The sequence below is a fragment of the Spirosoma panaciterrae DSM 21099 genome (assembly GCF_000374025.1).
GTDB classification, from domain to species: domain Bacteria; phylum Bacteroidota; class Bacteroidia; order Cytophagales; family Spirosomataceae; genus Spirosoma; species Spirosoma panaciterrae.
In genome coordinates this window covers 338,018-357,376 of sequence record NZ_KB893173.1, presented here as the reverse complement: position 1 = coordinate 357,376, position 19,359 = coordinate 338,018, and the positions used below count along the sequence as shown (strand labels likewise).

The 19,359-nt window shown below is 49.3% G+C and carries 15 protein-coding genes; 7 read left to right on the top strand and 8 right to left on the bottom strand.

What is annotated here, in order from left to right:
- Positions 1 to 18 precede the first annotated feature (18 nt).
- On the top strand, positions 19 to 222 hold the full coding sequence (locus B153_RS37980) for a hypothetical protein (RefSeq protein WP_211221657.1): 204 nt from the start codon (positions 19 to 21) through the stop codon (positions 220 to 222).
- The gene (locus tag B153_RS34650) at positions 209 to 706 is read left to right on the top strand and encodes a DUF6169 family protein (protein WP_020595567.1); all 498 of its coding nucleotides are present in this window, start codon (positions 209 to 211) and stop codon (positions 704 to 706) included. Before B153_RS37980 ends, B153_RS34650 begins: the two co-directional genes overlap by 14 nt.
- A gap of 154 nt (positions 707 to 860) precedes the next feature.
- Here B153_RS34650 and B153_RS0104935 read toward each other — a convergent pair whose 3' ends face one another.
- Positions 861 to 1,877, bottom strand: a complete 1,017-nt coding sequence (locus tag B153_RS0104935; protein ID WP_020595566.1) for a chemotaxis protein CheB — start codon at positions 1,875 to 1,877, stop codon at positions 861 to 863.
- A gap of 125 nt (positions 1,878 to 2,002) precedes the next feature.
- Here B153_RS0104935 and B153_RS0104930 point away from each other — a divergent pair, with 125 nt between their 5' ends.
- The 3 genes from B153_RS0104930 to B153_RS0104920 all read left to right on the top strand — a co-directional run bounded on the left by B153_RS0104930 (position 2,003) and on the right by B153_RS0104920 (position 9,540).
- Positions 2,003 to 6,511 (top strand): chemotaxis protein CheB, encoded by a 4,509-nt coding sequence (locus B153_RS0104930; RefSeq protein ID WP_020595565.1) that lies wholly within the window; start codon positions 2,003 to 2,005, stop codon positions 6,509 to 6,511.
- Positions 6,512 to 6,615: 104 nt separating this feature from the next.
- Complete coding sequence (locus B153_RS0104925; RefSeq protein ID WP_020595564.1) at positions 6,616 to 7,062, top strand: response regulator; 447 nt, start codon at positions 6,616 to 6,618, stop codon at positions 7,060 to 7,062.
- A gap of 162 nt (positions 7,063 to 7,224) precedes the next feature.
- Complete coding sequence (locus B153_RS0104920; protein ID WP_020595563.1) at positions 7,225 to 9,540, top strand: hypothetical protein; 2,316 nt, start codon at positions 7,225 to 7,227, stop codon at positions 9,538 to 9,540.
- A 25-nt stretch (positions 9,541 to 9,565) separates the two neighbouring features.
- Here B153_RS0104920 and B153_RS0104915 read toward each other — a convergent pair whose 3' ends face one another.
- Both B153_RS0104915 and B153_RS34645 read right to left on the bottom strand, forming a co-directional pair.
- Positions 9,566 to 9,916, bottom strand: a complete 351-nt coding sequence (locus B153_RS0104915; protein WP_020595562.1) for a hypothetical protein — start codon at positions 9,914 to 9,916, stop codon at positions 9,566 to 9,568.
- A 398-nt stretch (positions 9,917 to 10,314) separates the two neighbouring features.
- On the bottom strand, positions 10,315 to 11,502 hold the full coding sequence (locus tag B153_RS34645; RefSeq protein ID WP_040760803.1) for a hypothetical protein: 1,188 nt from the start codon (positions 11,500 to 11,502) through the stop codon (positions 10,315 to 10,317).
- Positions 11,503 to 11,752: 250 nt separating this feature from the next.
- Here B153_RS34645 and B153_RS0104905 point away from each other — a divergent pair, with 250 nt between their 5' ends.
- A complete protein-coding gene (locus B153_RS0104905; RefSeq protein ID WP_020595560.1) occupies positions 11,753 to 12,931 on the top strand; it encodes a glycosyltransferase family 1 protein in 1,179 nt (392 codons plus the stop codon).
- A 91-nt stretch (positions 12,932 to 13,022) separates the two neighbouring features.
- Here the strand turns inward: B153_RS0104905 and B153_RS0104900 are convergent, their stop codons facing one another.
- Positions 13,023 to 13,472 carry a (4Fe-4S)-binding protein gene (locus B153_RS0104900; RefSeq protein WP_020595559.1) on the bottom strand — a complete coding sequence of 150 codons (450 nt, stop codon included), beginning with the start codon at positions 13,470 to 13,472 and terminating at the stop codon, positions 13,023 to 13,025.
- A gap of 96 nt (positions 13,473 to 13,568) precedes the next feature.
- Positions 13,569 to 14,207, bottom strand: a complete 639-nt coding sequence (pyrE, locus tag B153_RS0104895; protein WP_026261914.1) for an orotate phosphoribosyltransferase — start codon at positions 14,205 to 14,207, stop codon at positions 13,569 to 13,571.
- Positions 14,208 to 14,417: 210 nt separating this feature from the next.
- Here pyrE and B153_RS0104890 point away from each other — a divergent pair, with 210 nt between their 5' ends.
- Positions 14,418 to 14,969 carry a cupin domain-containing protein gene (locus B153_RS0104890; RefSeq protein ID WP_020595557.1) on the top strand — a complete coding sequence of 184 codons (552 nt, stop codon included), beginning with the start codon at positions 14,418 to 14,420 and terminating at the stop codon, positions 14,967 to 14,969.
- A gap of 42 nt (positions 14,970 to 15,011) precedes the next feature.
- Here B153_RS0104890 and B153_RS0104885 read toward each other — a convergent pair whose 3' ends face one another.
- From B153_RS0104885 to B153_RS0104875, 3 genes are read right to left on the bottom strand one after another with little or no spacing between them, the layout of a single operon-like run.
- Positions 15,012 to 16,292, bottom strand: coding sequence for a hemolysin family protein (locus B153_RS0104885; protein WP_020595556.1), 1,281 nt, complete (start codon positions 16,290 to 16,292; stop codon positions 15,012 to 15,014).
- A gap of 58 nt (positions 16,293 to 16,350) precedes the next feature.
- Complete coding sequence (locus B153_RS0104880) at positions 16,351 to 16,584, bottom strand: hypothetical protein (RefSeq protein WP_020595555.1); 234 nt, start codon at positions 16,582 to 16,584, stop codon at positions 16,351 to 16,353.
- A 41-nt stretch (positions 16,585 to 16,625) separates the two neighbouring features.
- Complete coding sequence (locus tag B153_RS0104875; RefSeq protein ID WP_020595554.1) at positions 16,626 to 19,289, bottom strand: heme lyase CcmF/NrfE family subunit; 2,664 nt, start codon at positions 19,287 to 19,289, stop codon at positions 16,626 to 16,628.
- Positions 19,290 to 19,359 lie beyond the last annotated feature (70 nt).

The window sequence follows — 19,359 nt, the reverse complement described above, 5'->3', positions numbered from 1 at the left end:
TATTCAGCGTAGAGGCAAATGCATGAAGTAAATCAAACACAGGTATCTATGGGAACGCCAGCTAAACCATTGCACGGCATGGACATTATTCGTCGGCTTTTGGAAGTAAAAAAACAAGCCCAGCAAGAAGCGGTCGAAAACTACCGCAACAAACCTGAGGTAAAGGCCGTTTATGATCGTTTGATTCAAAAGAATAAGCAAAGCCGTCTTGGAACGAAGTAGTGGATATGACTATGAACTGACTATAGAAGAACAGTATGTATATCGTTTTGTAACCAACAACGAAATACGATACGAGGTGAAATTTGTGCCTTCTTCCGACTATTTTGAGGCTTATCTGGATATGGAGGCTGAAATTTTTGAGATGGTTATATCTGTAGTCGATAACCCGTTTGGTGGGCGTATCCCAGCCGACGGACGAATAGCGACCACGATCTTTACAATCTTCGAACATTTCTTTCTTCCACAGCGGTATGCTCTAGTTTTCATTTGTGATTCATCCGATGGGCGTGAGCAGGCTAGGTTTCGTAAATTCAGCAATTGGTTTTATCAGCGAACCATTCATTCGACTGATTTAGCCAAGTTTGACCGTACCGCTATCGATCGTACCACAATTATCTATTTATCGCTAATTGTGAGCCGTCATCATCCGAATCTTATTCGGATTGTGGAGATGTTTATGCAGTTAGGCGAAGAAGAAAAATAGAGAACAGGATGATTTGATAGCCGATGATCGCGCAAAACGCAATGTTCCTAAGAATTGCTCATACAATTTCTGCAAAAAAGGCTGACTCACGAGTCAGCCTTTTTTGCAGAAATTGTATGACTACAATCGATCTTTCAACTCTTGACGGTTTGCCCTAACGGCCCGTATCCTCACTATATTTTTCCTGCTGCATCGCAAAATCCCGAGTTAGTTGGGCTCGATCCCGCGTAAGACGGGCTTTCTCAAGAAATTGCTCGGCAGCAGTCTCGTTCCCTCCTTCGGCAAAATGATTTCCCGAGTGCTCAAGAAGGATCACTGTTTCTTCCAGACTGCGAATGGCTTTCCAAAACGACTCCTCCACAACCTTTGTTGTCTCGGCCAGGAGCGAACTTGCTGTATAGGCATGACCCGTATGGCAGCGATACCGAATCAGTTTGCCTTCCTTAATGCTGATTAAAGCCCCATTGCATTCCGGGCAGGTCAACGGAGTGAAATCGCCCATATCCAGAATGCCCAGCTCGAAAGCACTATCCTGAGCTGCAATATTGACTTCAGTTTCCATCCGTTTTTCTTCTTCCTTCGAAAGAGCAGGTTTGGGTGATACCGTCTCGTGACTCAAACGGGTCAATAAGCCAGCCATATCGGCTACAGGAAGCGAGTAATCGACGTCAACATAATTCAGAACACTCGCAGGCATACTGGAATACATGGCGTTGTCAGGCTCCTGAATGATACACAGGCCCCCAAGCCGTTTGACCGACCACATGCCCGACGTACCATCATCGAGCATACCCGTAAGGACAATCCCGATTACCCGAGGGCCGTAGGTATAGGCTGCTGAACGAAATAAAGCATCGATGGATGGCCGGAAACGGTTTTCTTTGGGGCCTTTCTTAACAATAACCTGATCGTATTCAATCAGTAGATGATGATCGGGGGGCGCCACATAAATATGCCCAGGTTGAATAAGCTCGCCATCTATGGGGTGAGTAGCCTGTAATGAACCGGCATCCGTCAAAATAGCGGGTAAATAACTCGGTGAGTGGGGTGATACGTGCTGTACGACAAACACGGAAGGCTGGAAATCAGCTGGTAAGGCCGACACCAATTCTTTCAGCGCAACTACACCCCCTGCAGATGCGCCGATGACGATAATATCCCGTTTTGCCATATTTGTTGGGAACGTTTACCTTTATTAACGTTTAGTTAAAAAATACTCAGCAGAGAGTACTTAGCGAATACGCATATCTAGTTAACGATTGATATACTGCTTGGTTCAGAAGCGGTCTTCAAAATATGGCAAAGAGGCAATCTACTTCTGATACCACCCAGACTACTCCATTACCTGATGTTCCGATTGTTGCGATTGGTGCTTCGGCAGGCGGTCTGGAAGCGCTGGTGGAACTGTTAAAGAACCTATCGCCCACTACAGGACTTGCCTACGTATATATTCAGCATCTTGACCCTACGCAGGAAACTCATCTGTCCGATGTACTACGACGGTCCACAGACATGACCGTGCTGGAGGCAGAACACCTGATGCGGGTAGAGCCAAATCATCTGTACATTATTCCACCCGATCGGGATTTAGAAGTAGCGAACAGTACACTCACCTTACAGCCACGCCCCACCCGCTCATCGATTCATATGCCCGTCGACCAGTTTTTTCTATCACTCGCAGAGCGGCAGAAAGAAGGGGCCATTGCCGTGGTTCTGTCGGGAACGGCTTCTGATGGAACTCTTGGCTTGCGGGCAATCAAAGCAGCAGGTGGAATCACCTTTGCCCAGGACGACTCTGCCCGGTTCCTAAGTATGCCTCGGTCTGCCATTGCCGAAGGGGTTGTAGACCGCGTATTGCCCCCTGCCGAAATAGCCAAAGAACTGGAGCGGCTGAGTGGACAGATCGCGCTGTTTCAGCAAACGAGGATAACTGAAAATCAGGAGAATGAGAGTCCGGAAACGCTGAAAGAAGGGACAATAGAAGGCTCTAACGAGGATTTGAAAAGTGTTATTCAGCTATTACGTCGAGCTACAGGGGTCGATTTCAGCCACTATAAAATAACGACCATTCGCCGTCGGATAATTCGTCGGACATTGCTGTATAAACTTGACTCATTGCGAGCCTATGCTGACTATCTGCGCCAGCACCCCGACGAAGCTATGCTGCTCTACGATGATCTGCTGATCAACGTAACGACATTCTTTCGGGATGCAGATACTATGGATTACATCCAGAAAGTACTGCTGCCCCAACTGGTTCGAGAAAAAGCGTCTGCCGATCCCATTCGTATCTGGATACCAGCCTGTTCGACAGGGCAGGAAGCGTATTCGATTGCCATGCTGTTACTTGAGGTATTGGGCGAGCACTCGCTGAATCGAAATATTCAGCTATTTGCAACGGACCTGAGCGAATCGGCCGTTGCCAAAGCCCGGTTGGGAAGCTATACGCGTGGGGAAGTGATGGATGTATCGCCCCGGCGGCTTCAACGGTTTTTTACGAAAGTAGATGATCATTATCGGATCAATAAATCAGTTCGGGATCTGTGCGTATTTGCCCCGCATAACCTCCTCAAAGATCCGCCGTTTTCACGGCTGGACCTGATTAGCTGCCGAAATCTGCTGATCTATCTCGATACATCGCTCCAGCGTAAAGCCATAATAACGTTTCATTATGCCCTGAACCCTAATGGGTATCTGGTGTTGGGTAAGTCGGAAACAGTGGGTTCGTCGGCTCAGCTTTTTTCGCAGCTGGAAAAAAACTATAAGGTATTTACCCGCCGAAACGACGTCGACAGCCGGGCTACTTTTACCATGACGCCCCCCCAGCTTGATGGCGAAAACCAGGCTCGCCCGTTGAGTGTTCCGAAGATTGTAAGTCCATACAGTAGCGAAATCGGTATGCGTAATCTGCCTGCCGGGTCAACACCCAATTCGGTTTCGGATCTGGATAAACTGGTCGACAATCTGCTCCTGACCCAATATGTACCCGCAAGTGTGGTGGTTAATCAGGACATGGAGATCCTACAGTTCCGGGGTTCAACAGGGTTGTTTCTGGAACCCTCGCCCGGTAAAGCCAGCCTGAATCTGATCAGAATGGCTCGCCCAACGCTGGTATTTGAACTACGGAATGCGATTCATAAAGCGCATAAATCAAGTGAGTCCGTGCGGAAAAGTGGCCTTGAGTTCAAAGTGCGTAACAAAACACACTACGCGTCTATTGAAGCCATACCTCTGGAAACCGCAACGGGCGAGCGGCTGTTTCTGATTATTTTCGAAGAGATTGACCCGCCGACAACCCCAACCACCCAATCGACCAGCGCCCGCAACAAACGGATCAAAGAGCTGGAAACCGAACTGGCCAACCTGCGGGAGGATATGCGCTCGATTATTGAAGAGCAGGAAGCTAGTAATGAAGAACTCCAGTCGGCCAATGAGGAGATCATCAGTAGTAACGAAGAGCTTCAGAGTATCAATGAAGAGCTGGAAACCAGTAAAGAGGAAATCGAATCTACGAATGAAGAACTGCTGACCATCAATCAGGAACTGCAGGTACGAAACGATCAGTTGTCTGAGGCTCACCAGTTTGCGGAAGATATTTTTCGGACCATTCGTGAGGCTACGCTGATCCTCGATACCGAGCTGCGGGTAAAAAGCGCCAACCCCGCTTTTTATCGGTTGTTTCAGCTTACGGAAAGCATGACCGAACGGCGGCTTATCTATGAACTGGGTAATCGGCAGTGGGATATTCCTGAACTGCGGCTGATGCTCACGGATATTGTGACCTCTGGCGCCCAGTTTCAGGGATTCGAGCTAACCTATTCGTCGCCGGAAACGGGCGATAAAATTCTATCCCTCAACGCCCGTCGGGTCATTCGCCAGCAGGATTCCATTTTACTGGCGATCGATGATATTACGGAGCGCCGGAGATCGCAGCAATTACTGGCTGAACGGGAAGCCTGGTTTCATCAGATTGCCAACAACGCACCCACGCTCATCTGGGTAGCAGATGCCGAAGGACAGATTACGTTTCTGAACAAGGTCTGGCTCGACTATACCGGGCGTAGTATGAAAGATGTGCAGGAGCATGGCTGGGTTGAGAGCCTTCACCCCGACGATCAGGCTGTGTATCAGGTTTCCTACAACCGGAACGTGAAGGTTCGGCAAACATTTAGTTCCGAATATCGGCTCCAGCGACGCGATGGCGAATACCGTTGGATGATGGAAAATGCGCAGCCTCTGTTTTCAACGGATGGTACCTTCAATTGCTACATAGGCTCATCGGCCGATGTACATTTACAGCATGGGCTGAATCAGGAATTGGATCAGCGCGTGCAGAAACGCACCGAGGACCTGAATACGCGCACCCGGCAATTGAGCACGCTGGTCGAAAATACACCGGATAGTATTACACGCTGGGATAGTAACCTGCGCCTGTTGTTTGCCAACCATGCCTTTGCCGAGAAAACCGGGCAATCGATCGACAGTCTGCTGGGTAAAACCAAGGCTGAAATGGACTTGCCCGACGAGGTCGCCGGTCCTTACATGACCAAGCTCCAACAGACATTGGATACGGGTCGATCGCAGGAACACTACAACTCGTTTCAAACCCCCAAAGGGCTGGCTCAGTTTTATTCGCGAATGGTGCCCGAATTTGGACCCGATCACACGGTCGAAAGTGTGCTGGCCATTGCCCGCGACATTACCGAATTGCAGCAGGTAGAACGCGATCTGGCCAAAACGGCCCTGAACCTTCAGGCTGTATTAAATAGCTCACCAGCGGCTATCGGGTTTCTGAAGCCCGTTCGCAGGACCAACCAGGTAATAATCGATTTTAAGCTGGTCGTTTGCAATGCGGAGTTTGCGGCTGTGGCTGACCGAACCATTGAGGAGTTGACCGGAATATCCGTCTACGAATTATCCGATAAACTCTGGCAGGAGCAAACACTGCCCAATGTAAGGCGTGTACTGGAAACCGGAGCGTTGTTTCAGGAGGAACGCTACGACCCTCACACCGACCAATGGATGCTGATCACATTGCTGAAATATGATGATGGGGTTGTGCTGACCGGACAGAACATTAGTTTGCTGAAAAAGGCTGAACTGCAACAGGAACAGCTACTGGGCGAGTTGGAGAGATCGAACGAGAATGTACAGGTTCTGGAAAAACTTCGGCAGCAACTGCGCGAGAGGGGTGAACTCCTGAGGAGTGCATCTCACGATCTGCGGGGTAATTTTGGCATTATTCAGGGGGCCGCTTCCTTACTGGATTTTGCTAATTCGGACGAAGAACGGCAGCAAATGCTGGCCATGCTTCAGCGCAATCTGCAACAGGCTACCCAACTGCTTACCGAAATGCTGAATATGGCTCGGCTGGAGGCAGGTAAGGAAGAACGGCAAATTGCTACGTTCGATGTGGCAGCGTTACTCAACGAGTTGGCAGAAAGTGTACGTCCTCTGGCCGACGAACGACATTTGTGGCTCAGTGTGGAAGGTGATCAGGGATTGTTGGTGGAAAGTGATGCGGTAAAGGTTCGTCGTATTGCTCAGAATTTAGTCCTGAATGCTTTAAAATATACGCAGACTGGCGGTGTGAGCATTGGTTGGGAAGCCGAGACCGACCACTGGTGGCTAACCATTGCTGATACAGGTCCTGGATTACCCGAGTCGGCACAGGCAAAAACGGGCGAGGGCATTGGCCTGGTTATTGTCCGGCAGTTGTGTGAGTTACTGGATGGGCAGATGCATATAGATAGCCAGTTGGATAAAGGCACACGGTTTAGGTTACGGTTTCCTAAAACCTACTAAAGGGTCATTATCGTCTAATAGAAAAGGAGGAGGTATCGATTTTGTGAGGGCGTCAACCTTTTAAAAGAACTAAAAATATAGTTACGAATTGTACGGATGTGTGTATGGGAAAGAAAAGTAATCTACTGTATATTGTCGATGATGGGCAGGATTACAGATTTTTGGTAGAGCAAACGTTTAAACGGTTTATTCCACAATATAATGTTCAGTTTTTTGCCAGTGGGGACGAATTGGTAGCCCATATTACCCATGAAATGGCCATGCTGGAGCCGAACTCAGGCTCTTTACGACCCGATCTGATTTTGCTGGATATGCATATGCCCGGCCAAAATGGTCTCCAAACCTTAACAGAACTACGCAGACATTCCGTTTGGCGTAGTGTGCCTGTGGTTATGATGAGTAATGCCAGCTCACAAAGTGAACGAGATGCTTGTTATGAAGCAGGGGCCAATTCGTTTCTGATCAAACCGGTTGGGATGGAGCAACTTCGAGAAATGTTAGCTACCATTTGTCATTACTGGCTACGCATGAATCAACTGCCTTCTGCCTGATACGTTCTGATAGCTAGACTTCAGGGTCAACAGAACTGCCACTGACTCCAGGCTGGCGTCGCTCCAATTGGTCTGCCAGACCGTTATCTTATTTTTTGCAGGCCGATCGGACACATCGATGGGTAAAAAAGTTAACCATGCCATCAACCCGATTTCGACGAAATGGCAAAATCAGATGAACTTATTTACTGGCAGCCCTTTACGAAAGCAGGTCAAACATCGCAATGGGTCAGCGGTCTGAAAGATCATCTAAATCAAGCTACTCAGCTAGACGATGGACCGTGGCAATTTGAACGGGGCAGTTTGCAAATCTGCCTGACTCCCAACTCATTCTGGATTGTATACCACTTTGCAACGGATGGCAAATTGGCTATACGAGCCTGTTTTGATCCGCAAACCGTTCAGTCGGTCAAACGGGAACACCAAACCGAAACGAGAGTCGAATACCGGGTCGACGGATCGCTGGGTCTGTTTCGGGTGGTCATCGAGCGGTGTGCCGATAAACCCATGCTTCTGCGGTATACGACTTCCCTGAAACCTCATCAGGACTTTATGGTGCAGGCTTTTCCACGTGATGTGTACCTGCTCAATGAAGATAGCGATCCAACCTCCACCGAGGGAATGGTGTATGTGACGCAGAGTGGCCCAACGGCTGGGCTCACGTATTTATCGGTGACAAAACCCATTGAAGGTACGTTGTTGTACTTCCAGAATCTGACTGCTCTGAACGACTACTGCCAGCAAACGCATACGGACCCTTCTGGAACGGTGGACGCTCAATGGCCTGAGGTTGGTTTTTCCCTACCGGCTGCTGAACAACCCTTGCGCGCTAACAAAGAGGTCGTGATTTCGGATGCCTTTTTGTACCTCAACGAAGGTGTTCCCGGCAACGAATTTGAGGCTGCTGACATGTTCCTGGAGGCTATCCCGCATATTTATCGACAACTCCCCAAGCCCGAACCCGTTTATTTCGACTGGCCCAAAGCGGCTAAGCAGACCATACAGACACTGGCTGTTTCGCCCGAATGTGGTCGCCGAATCAGGAATCATTTTTACCTGAACGCCTATGTAAGCGCGACCCAAAAGCCACCTGAAAGTATGGTTCAACTGGCCATTCTGGTGCCTCTCTGGGAATACCAGGAATGGCTGCAAAAACCAGTCCCGCTGGTTGAACGGCTGCAAAAAGCCATTCCTAGTTTTTTCGATGCAAAGAAATCGACGTTTACGCGCTGGCTACCCGGAGAATCGTTTAAAAAAGATCGGCTCAGCGAAGAAGAAGATCCTGATAAGATTGACTCCTGGTATCTGCTGCATAGTCTGATGAATCTGGGGCGTCTGGCCGAAAAAGGGAACACAGTGGCTAAAGACCTGCTATTCCGTTCGCTGGAGTTCGTGATTCGGGCGGCTCATCACTTTGGGTACAACTGGCCCGTTTTTTACGATAGTCGAACACTGGCTGTAATCAAGGCCGAAACCAGCAAAGGGAAAGGGGGCGAGTTAGACGCGGCTGGTTTGTTTACGCACGTCATGGTTCAGGTGTATGAACTGAGTAAAGACCCCCGCTATCTTCAGGAAGCTGAGTTATCGGCGGTGCGACTACGGGGTAAGGGCTTTGAACTGCTTTATCAGTCGAATATCACCATCATGAGTGCTCTGACACTGGTTAAACTCTGGCGACTTACGGGCAAACGTTTGTATTTCGACCTGAGCCGATTAAGCATAGCCAATGTGATTGCCCGGATGTGGATCTGGGAGTGTAGCTTCGGGTTTGGGCAGTTTCGAAGTACATTTATGGGGGTGGCTCCCCTGAAAGATGCGCCCTATCTGGCTGCTTACGAAGAGGCTGAGATCATGGCTACTATGTTCAACTACCTGAAAGAGCTTGGTAATGAGGTTGTTCCGGCTGCGCGGTTGCTATTTTCCGAATTTATTAAATACCTGTTACATCGCGGGCGATACTATTTTCCTGCTGAGCTTCCTCCCGATATGCTCTGTCCGCAACCGCGTGAGGGCCGTACTATTCCCGATCTGCCAATACCTGTGGAAGATGTCTCAACCGGATGGAAGCAGGTGGGAGCCGTTGGGCAAGAGGTATATGGGGGCGCATTAGCCTATATCCTCACAACGTATACATATAAACGTTTTGAGGGCGCTCCCGTCATTGTCTATTGCGATTATCCGATTTACCAGGCTGATTATCAGTTGACAGATAAGTATCATGGATACGCTGTTTTTTGCCCGAGTGGCTTGCCTGACTATACCTGTCGCGTGCGAATACTAGCTAAAGGACGTAGTTTACCCACGATACACTTATTTGATGAAGACTCAGATATACCTGAGCCGTTCGTCGCGATCAGCAAGGATAAAACCTATCAGGAGTTTAGCATTCCGGGCAATCTGCGGTTTCGGTTGGAGTGGGGGCCAGGGCATAAGCCGAGTCAAAAAAAACGCAAAAGCCAGAAGGCGCTTCCCTCATAGGACAAATTAGAAACGTTGAACCGATTCAATAATTAGATAAGGCCAATACAATTTGGATAAACTCGGCTAACGAAAGTGGCTGGCGAACAGGATTTTCGGCTTGATAGTGATTCCAGGAAAACGTAATCAGGGAATAGATAGGGTCGTTCAGGAAGGGGCGTTGATCATCGGGGTGATGTTCGATCAGAAGTAGCCGTTGGGGGTTAAACTGATAGTGGGTAACTAATTCACTGGCCAGACTACTTACTTCCGTAAAAGGGCTTGCATGCTGATCGGGCCAGGAAACGATCACGATCTGTAATCTCCTGTCCATACGAATCAGACAGGAATACGTTTGATGGTTGGTAGCCCGAAAAACCACTACACTCTCTTCCATAGCGTATAGGTCAGAATGATGCTGGAAAATTGAAAATAGCCAAATGCCAATGACAAATGGCTATTTAGACTGCATCTGGATCAGAGATGCATTTCCAACTTGAATGTTCTGTAAACGCGTTACAAATACCCCTGAAACCATGAAAAGGGGAAGTGCAAAATTAGATTCCTGTTTGTAAACTATACATATCCAACCGATTAGAAATGAATTAGAGTCGATTAGAATTGCATTAGAAACTCAGCCTTAGTGTAGTTATGAACCCACTTACCCACAAGCTTTCGGTATCAGGTAGGCTGGTGAGTGTTTGATCAAGGGCCGGAGCTTATGCGGATTTTAAACGTATACGTCTATTTCAGAAGTGATTCTGAATTATAGCTGCCCCTAAGTAGAAGACTGGATTACAGACGCAGGCTCAGGTACTCTGGTGGCGTTACGCCCAGACATATTTGTTGCGCTTCAGTAAGCGCCTGGGCATAGGCAATATGAAGTACACGGGCGGGTGGGTCGATCGTTAAATCTGCATCCCAAAGACCTGCCCGGTGCCAATGATCAGGATGATCCCAGTCGGGACGGTCAATAATCGGGTACAGACAGATACCCCATAATGGCACATCTGCCTGCAAAACGGCAGCACATTCCTCGGCAATCATGGTTATCCATTGGGGGCGATGTTCGCCCGGATGACTGGTTTCGGTAAGCACAATCGGCCTCTTATAACGGTGATAGGCTTTCATAAGGAGCTTACGGAGTGGCAACCAGCGTGGGTCAGGTATGGGATCGCCCCAGGGCAAATAGTCGGTAAAACCAAGTATCCATTGATTGTTGTAGTAATAATTGAAACCTAGTATATCCAGATAGTCGGGTGAGCCACCCAGATCGGGAGCCAGATACCCCGCCAGCATATCAACAGCCTGGAATTGGGCCTCATCCGCAACAGCGGCTTCAATAATCTGTTCGTCAGTAGCGTCGATCGGAGGGACGATCTGAACCAGCGGTTCGGTCGTCAGAATCCGAACGGTAAGGTCAATTTCACGCATGGCAGCTACGGCTTCAATATACGCGCGCATCAGCCCCCGTTTTACTTCCCAGCCCTGGTTGGTGCAATAAGGCGACGTACCCCGTGCATCGCCCCCAAGCCAGGAGATAAAACTGACCTCGTTGATCGGCGTCACGATCAGGTCGTCGTCGGGATAGAGGTCGCGGTAAAACTGGACAAACGCCCGGCTCATGGCCGCAAAGCGACGGGCAAATAAAGGATGCAGGGGCGATAGATCGTCTGGATAGCCAAAATGACATAGATCCCAGACTTGTTGGATACCCAGTTTGTGACCCGTATCCAACAACTTTCTTACGGTACTCCAATCGTATTGATACGCTCGTTTTTCGACCTGACTCCAGCGGATTCCTTCGCGAACGGTTCGGATACGAAAGGGTAAAAGCTGGCGATAATCGGCCTCAACCAAGTCCAGATGTCCGGTTTGGGTTAGTAGATCGACGCGATGTCCGAAACAATTCAACTGATCTGTGCACTCAAAGCCTGCCCACCAGAAAGACTGGAATGGGGTGTGGCATCGTGATGACTCCATACATACAATGCTGGGCAATTCCAGTTGTGTTTGTATGCAAAAGAGCCTTTGTCGGGAAAATGTTTACAGACTGCCGACCGGGCAGTGAGTTGGCGGACCGTCTGCTAACAATTCCAATGAGAAACCGAGCTGTTCAGGAAGGATTCAGGAACGTTGGTAACAACCTTGCACCTACTCCGTTCCTACTCTTGCGACAATTACCGCACGTTGCCTTCGGGTGATGTTAACCACTTATAGCCTTACACAGCCCATGTCCGTCCCAAATTTGACAACAGAAGAAGCCAGCCCTGTTTCTTCACTGCCTTCACAACCCACACCCATAGTTGATCAGGAAGTAACCGATTTAGTATGTTTTTCGCACCTGCGATGGGACTTTGTTTTTCAGCGCCCACAGCATTTACTTAGCCGGGCCAGCCGTCAATGGCGGGTCTGGTTTGTAGAAGAGCCAACGTATGGCGAAACGTACCAACTGGAACTTCGCGTTATTGACCCACATCTTACGGTAGTCGTGCCGCATATTCCCCACGGTAGCAGCCCTGAAACTAGCCTTGATCTGCAACGAAGAGCAGTCGATCAGCTGATAGCTCAGAATTCCATCCAGGATTTTATTAGCTGGTACTACACACCGATGGCACTGAGCTTTAGCCATCACCTGCAACCCAGGCTGGTTATTTATGATTGTATGGATGAGTTGTCTGCTTTTTTAGGGGCTCCGGCAAACCTGCTTGCCCAGGAGAAAGAGTTACTCAAACGAGCCAATCTGGTATTTACAGGTGGGCTTAGTTTATTTGAAGCCAAGCAGGCTCGGCATGCGCATGTATTTGCTTTCCCGAGCAGCATCGATTTTAATCATTTTGCACCAGCCCGAAAGGGACTATCTCAGCCTACAGATGTAGCGTCCATTCCGGGGCCACGGATTGGTTATAGTGGTGTTATAGACGAGCGGATGGATCTTCATTTACTTCGATCTCTGGCCCAGAAGCGGCCCGACTGGCAGTTTACGTTGCTGGGTCCTGTCGTGAAAATTGACGGATCAAACTTACCACAGGCGCCTAATATCCATTATCTGGGCTTCAAGCAGTATTTGTCGCTACCGAATTATTTTGCTCATTGGGATGTAGCCATCATGCCATTCGCAATCAACGAAGCAACCCGATACATAAGCCCTACTAAAACGCCCGAGTACCTGGCGGCTGGCCTGCCCGTGGTATCAACGCCAATCCATGACGTTGTGAGTATGTATGGCCATCTGGCACCCGTTGCCATTGCGAATTCGCCTGACGCTTTTGAACAGGCTATTGCCAGGGCGCTTCAGGAAAACAACCCATGGGAAGAGGTCGATGCCTTTCTGTTGAGCCATTCCTGGGATACAACCTGGGCCAGGATGAACCAACTCATTCAATCGCAGCTCGCCTTAGTGTTCGAATAGAGCCCAGATTATTGGCTGCAAAAGTAAGGCAATGGGCCGGTGGAGAGCAGTCAGTCAGGAGCTTGCCAGGGCTGTAGGCGTTGAACGGATGTCAACCGACGAAGCCATTCTTTACGTGGGTACCATCGCAATACGGTTTGTTGCTGCTGCCACCACACCGACAGAAAGCCGTCACTTTATTCTTTTGCGTTTCATGGCCGCTGGCATCTTTCACCCTAAGATTGCCATACACCAACAGCGGTCCATTGGGCAAAGGCTCGACGATACTTTCGGCCTGAATGTCGTCGGGTTTGATCGGCTCTTCATTTCGGTAATAGCTCAATGCCTTCGATGGGCAACGATCCACCTGTTCAACAATGCGCTGCGTCGTCGCTCCGTCCATATTGACCCACGGGCGTATTCGCGGGTTGAAAACCTCAGCCAACTGTGTCCAGCACATTTTAGAATGGATGCAGACGGCTGGTTTCCAAACCACTGTGACCTCCCCATTGGTGTAGGTTTTAGTCACGTCGGGCGCGGGCGAATGTTCCGATTGGTTCATAGGAGTTGGTTGGTTGAAGGTGTTGATAGGCTGATTGTAACGACAAACAGGCATCTGTTTTAGGGACGTCAGCCTATCCTAAACGGAATTTCACGTTTATTGGCCCCATTCGGATGGGTTCTGCCGCCAGGCAGCCAGTGATTGCATGGCATTGGCTGGAATATAGTCAAGCGCCTGGGCTTCTTTAAGGAGCGCGTCATAGTTGCTTAAGCAAACCAGGGGCACACCTTTATTGGAAAAATTCTGGTCAGCTATTGAGAACCCATAGGTAAAGATAGCGGCCATACCCAGCACTTCAGCCCCAGCCGCTCGTAGGGCATCGACTACTTTAAGGGAGCTGCCCCCCGTCGAAATTAAATCTTCAATAACGACTACCCGTTGGCCAGCCGTCAGATGACCTTCGATTTGTTTCCCCATACCGTGCGCTTTGGGTTCGGGCCGGACGTAGCAATACGGCAAAGACAGTACATCGGCTACCAGAACACCCTGGGGTATACCGGCCGTAGCTACACCTGCGATCACATCAGCCGTAGGGAATTGCTGCCGTATGGCCTGAGCTAAGGCATTCTTGATAAAACTCCGAACCTCGGGGTGAGCGAGTGTAATCCGATTGTCACAGTAAATGGGGGATTTCCATCCTGAACTCCAGGTGAATGGCTCAGTGGGCCGAAGCCGAACGGCCTGTACAGCCAGTAGATGCTGGGCTACCGTTTTTTGAATGAGTGAAGAATCCACAGAATCATAAAATAGTAAGGACTCAAAAGTACACAAACTCCGTTGGTCCATCAGCACCGAAGGACGAAAATCGCATGCGTGTGGAATTTTGAATGAACCACAAGGAGCACTACGGCCGATTCAGGCGCCAATTGTTCCGTTTCATCTGGCGAAGTGTTGTATATAGGGTATGTGGTCCACCAACTTTGACAGACCAAAGGAACTATAGATATGGCTTACGCGACTAAATCGATCCGAAACAACGTGACTGGACAGGAAATCCGCTTCCTGAAAACGAGTGAGGATACGGATGGCGAATTGCTGGACATGGATGCTACGTTCAAGGCGCATTCCAGGGAGCCTGCGCCCCATTATCATCCGTCCCAGGTTGAAGATTTTACCATCCGTTCAGGACAGTTAACCGTTCGGCTCAATGGTAGGCTACGGGTTTATAAACAGGGCGATTCTTTCCGGATTCCCCGGCATACGGTGCATTCAATGTGGAATGAGGCAGACCAGCCCACTGTGGTGAACTGGCAGGTTCGTCCGGCATTGATTACGGAGTATTTTTTAGAAACGGCCACCGGCTTGGCAAACGATGGCAAAACGAACGAGGAGGGGGTTCCTAATTTTTTGCAGGCAGTTCTTCTGTTGAATCGGTTTATGGGTGTTTATCGACTTCCGAAGCCTCCCCTGGCCATTCAGAAACTGGTTTTTACAACGTTAACGCCATTGGCCTATCTGTTTGGCTACCGGCCAACCTACAAAAAGTATATTGACTGATACAGTTGTGTTGGTCTACGTCCTTGCACGACAATACGGATGTTATTCCCGATTCAGATGTACTTTAACCGTATCGATGCGGGTACCATCCATGGAAACTATGGTGAACGTAAACGGCGAAAATTCGATGACTTCACCAACCTGGGGCACATCTTCGTGGGTAGCCAGGATAAGTCCGCCCAGCGTATCGTAGCTACCTTCCGGGATATGCCAGCCGTAGGTTTCGTTCAGGCTGTCGATTTCATGACGAGCGCTCAGTAGCCAGGTTCGCTCATCGAGTTGCTGTTCAACCCAATCTTCGTTGGTATCGTATTCGTCCTGAATTTCGCCGAATATCTGCTCCACCATATCCTCAACGCTGACGATACCAGCTGTTCCGCCAAATTCATCGACTACCAAAGCCAGACTTTTTCGCTCTGATAAAAACCGCAGGAATAAATCCTGGGCAGGCATGGTTTGAGGAACCGTAATGATTGGGGTAATGATTTCTTCAACCGTAGTCGGTTTTCTGAAAAGAGCGAGCGCATGACAGTACCCAATTACGTCGTCGATGGTATCACGGTATACGATAATCTTGGAATGGCCGCTGTCCTGAAAAGCCTGCCTGAGTTCTTCGACGGAATCATCGACAGCTACGGCCGCAATTTCAGTACGAGGTACCAGACAGTCACGCACGCGAACATCCCGAAACTCAATGGCGTTATTAAAAATTTCAGTGTCAACTTCCACTTCTTTTTCGGCATCGGCTTTCTGATTAAGCTGCTGCAGGTACTGGTTGAGATCGGTCAAGCCAAAAACTGGCCGAATTTCCGGGTTCCTTTTGCCAAGCACGTACCGGATAAAAAAGCGAGCAGTGCCAACCAATACCCGGACAATAGGGGCAATGGCTTTATATATAACCCAGAGAGGAACCGCCAGACCTTCCAGAAATCGGTCGGGATGGATCAGAGCCAGACTTTTAGGAATATAATCGGCAAACGGCAGAAAAATGATGGTCAGAATCAGCGTCTCAATGGCAATGATGACAAACTCATGCGTCGCCCAGGCTGGAGGCAGTACCAGCATCAGCAAAGGGTTCAGCGCCATCACCCCTAGTACCGTATATAAAACCAGGAAAAGGGTATTGCCGGTCAGCGTTGTTCCGATAAACAGAATAGGGTTTTTCAGGAAGCCCGACACCAGTTTCTCACTCAATGGGCCCTGCTTACTGTGCAGTTCAAAATACAGCCGGTTCACCGATACATAGGCCATCTCGACGGCCGAAAAAAAGCCAGCCAGTACCAGAGCCAGTAAAGCACCAAACAAAAGGGCGTAAGATTCCATAGGCAACGGAGAAATGAAGATTGAAGAATAGCAATACCTATTCCTCACCCTTCATTCTTCACTTCTTTTTCTTCTTCCGTTCTTCTATCATTTGCTTAATGGTAGGCGAAACGGCTTTTTCGCGTTCGAGTCGTTTGTTTTTAAAATATTGAAAAGCCAGCAGAAAACCCAGGCACAGCATCAGTAGCCAATAGCTTTCGGCAAAACTTGTGCGCTGATACTCGGCAATCCAGAGAATCAGAAAACCGGCAGCCGCCGACAGGAGTAAAATCTCAGAAAGTTTTAGCTTCATGGTACATTAGTCGTCAATTTTCATCGATTGACGACTATAGACTATCGACTCTTTTGGAATTCACGGTATCGGCGAACGGTCGAAATGCTTAGACCAAGCACCACCACCAGTGTTCCAATCCAGAGAATATTAATGAGTGGTTTCTCAACCGCTTTCATCACGATATAATCGCGTTGGGTACGGTTCACGGCAAAGGTAAATTTGCCCGTACGGGGGTCAATTTCGTTCAACTGGATACGTACGCCAAGTTCGTCGCTGATTTCGGCTGGGTGCGCCACCATTCGGTTCTTGATAACAAAGGCCGGACTCAGTATATGCTCGCCGTTTTTATCGAGTACACGCACACGCGCCCGAACGGCGGCATCTTCTGGTCCTACTTCAATGCCGTCGACTTCATTCGTGCGTACTACATCGTCCAGAATAGCCACGTAGTCGTTCAGGAAGAACGTGTCTTTAATCGCCACAGAATAGGTTTCGGTCTTTTCCCATTTATTCTCCGCATTCGGATCGGGTACCGACGACACATACGTATACATATCCCGGTCGACCTTATGCCGAATATCGGGCGATGCCAGCAGCCCCATTCGTTCGTTTACCTGAGCGCGTGGATACAGGCTAAATACCTTGCCGCCTGGCTCCCGGTATTCGACCTCATAGTAGGTGTTTTCGGGGTAAAGGGCCAGGGTATCTCCTTTTTTATAGTAGACTTTACCGTTCTGCTCAATATCTCGTTGGGCAATGCCGTGAAAATCGCCCTCGATAACCATCACATCTTTCCGGGAAAGATAGCCTGGTACGTCGCGGGCTTCGATCCGCTGCCCCCGGTAGGTTAGCTGGTAGGGACCCATGCGTTCGGGCTGGTTCAGCCAAAGCAGGGTATTCTCCTTATTTTCCTTATTGTCGTTCTTGGTAAACTCATCCTGTTTGGAAATGAGTAGCCCCGTCGTATTCAACGAAATGACTTTCGAAAAGCCTGCCGAGTAGAGAATCCCCAGCAGCATCAGCGCCATACCAATGTGGGCAATGGCTCCACCCGAAAACCGATAATTGCCCCGGATAACACCGATCAGAATAGAGCCGTTGGTAACCAGCGCAAACACGGATGCTACCAGCAAGGCCATATAAACCGGGTTTTTCATCGAGCCGAAGGCGATCAAACCGGCACTAATGAGTAGGGTAATGATACCCGGAGTAATAAGCGCATCCCATTTTTTAGCCTCTATTTTACGCCACCACATGTACTGTCCAACGCCCGTCAGCAGGCAGATGGCAACAAAAAACCAGACCTGGAATTTGTTATAGTGGGCAATCTGATCGGCAGGCAGGGCCAGATTGGTTATTTTACCGAACGATTCCAGGATTTTTGTATAAACCGGAATCGACGTTGTGGCAATCACCTGAAAAGCAGCCAGGCATAGAACGGTAGCACCTATAAAGAGCCAGAACTCTTTGGTATATATTGAGGCTTCCTTTTCATCGCTCGGTATGAATTTCCATTTGCTGGCGGCCAGCACAACCGATACAGCCACAAACACCAGCAGGTAAATCAGTAATTGACCGGAAAGGCCCAGATCGGTAAAGGAGTGAACCGACGCATTGCCCAGAATGCCACTACGAGTCAGGAAAGTAGCATACAGCACCAGCAGAAATGTACTGATAGCCAGGATAATCGCCGTTTTAAGCCCTGTTGAACTACGTTTGGCAATCAGCATGCCGTGAATGGAGGCCACCATGACAAGCCAGGGAACATAAACCGCATTTTCGACAGGGTCCCAGTTCCAGTAACCGCCAAAGTTCAGGGTTTCGTAGGCCCAATAGCCCCCCATCATAATGCCTACCCCCAGAATCATAGCCCCGAAAAGGGTCCAGGGAAGGGCTGGCCGAATCCATTCGGAAGGTTGATTCCGCCAGAGACCCGCCACACAAAACGCAAACGGAACGAGGGTCAGCGCAAAACCCAGAAACAGGGTAGGCGGGTGAATAACCATCCAGTAGTTCTGGAGTAATGGGTTCAGGCCGTTGCCATCTTTGGGAATGAAATTAGGATCTGTGGCGAAGATCGGCGCATCGGGTATGGCATCCCGGAGTAAAAGGAAAGGAGAAGAGCCGATTTTGAAACTATCGCCAAAAACAACGCCCAGAATCATTGACGCCAGAAAGGCCTGAACCAGGGCAAAGATGGTCATCATGGGGGCTTCCCATTTAGAGCCAGCCGTGCGGATCAGTATAGCCCCCAGAACTGCATTCCAGAATAGCCACAGTAAGAAGGACCCTTCCTGGCTTTCCCAGAAACAGGCAATCATGTATTTGACTGGGAGCGCTCGTGAGGAGTGACTCCAGGCGTAATGGTACTCGAAATAGTGATTGAAAATGATGTAGAACAGGCAGGCCGCAACACCAACGACCGCAGCACCATGAACATAGAAAGCCCAGCGCGCCAGTTTCTTCCAGTCGTCGCGAGCGGGTGGTTCCGTAACCTGAACCGTAGACTTGGCTTTACGTTTCGCTGTTTTTCCTCCAAAACTGGCTTCATTGGAGATCGACTCGCCAGCATAGGCTAGCTGGGGTTCTTCTACAGCCTTTGCCTGAACGCTGGCAGGCTTTCCAAGAGCCGACAAAAAATAACCTACCGTTGCCACCAAAGCCGTGACAAAGGACAGGATAACGAAAAAGTGGCCGAGGTTCCCGACGGTTGTGTGTATCATAATTTAAAAAGAGTGAAAGAGCGAAAGAGCAAAAGAGTGAAAGTGCCTAAGTCGCTCATTCACTCTTTCG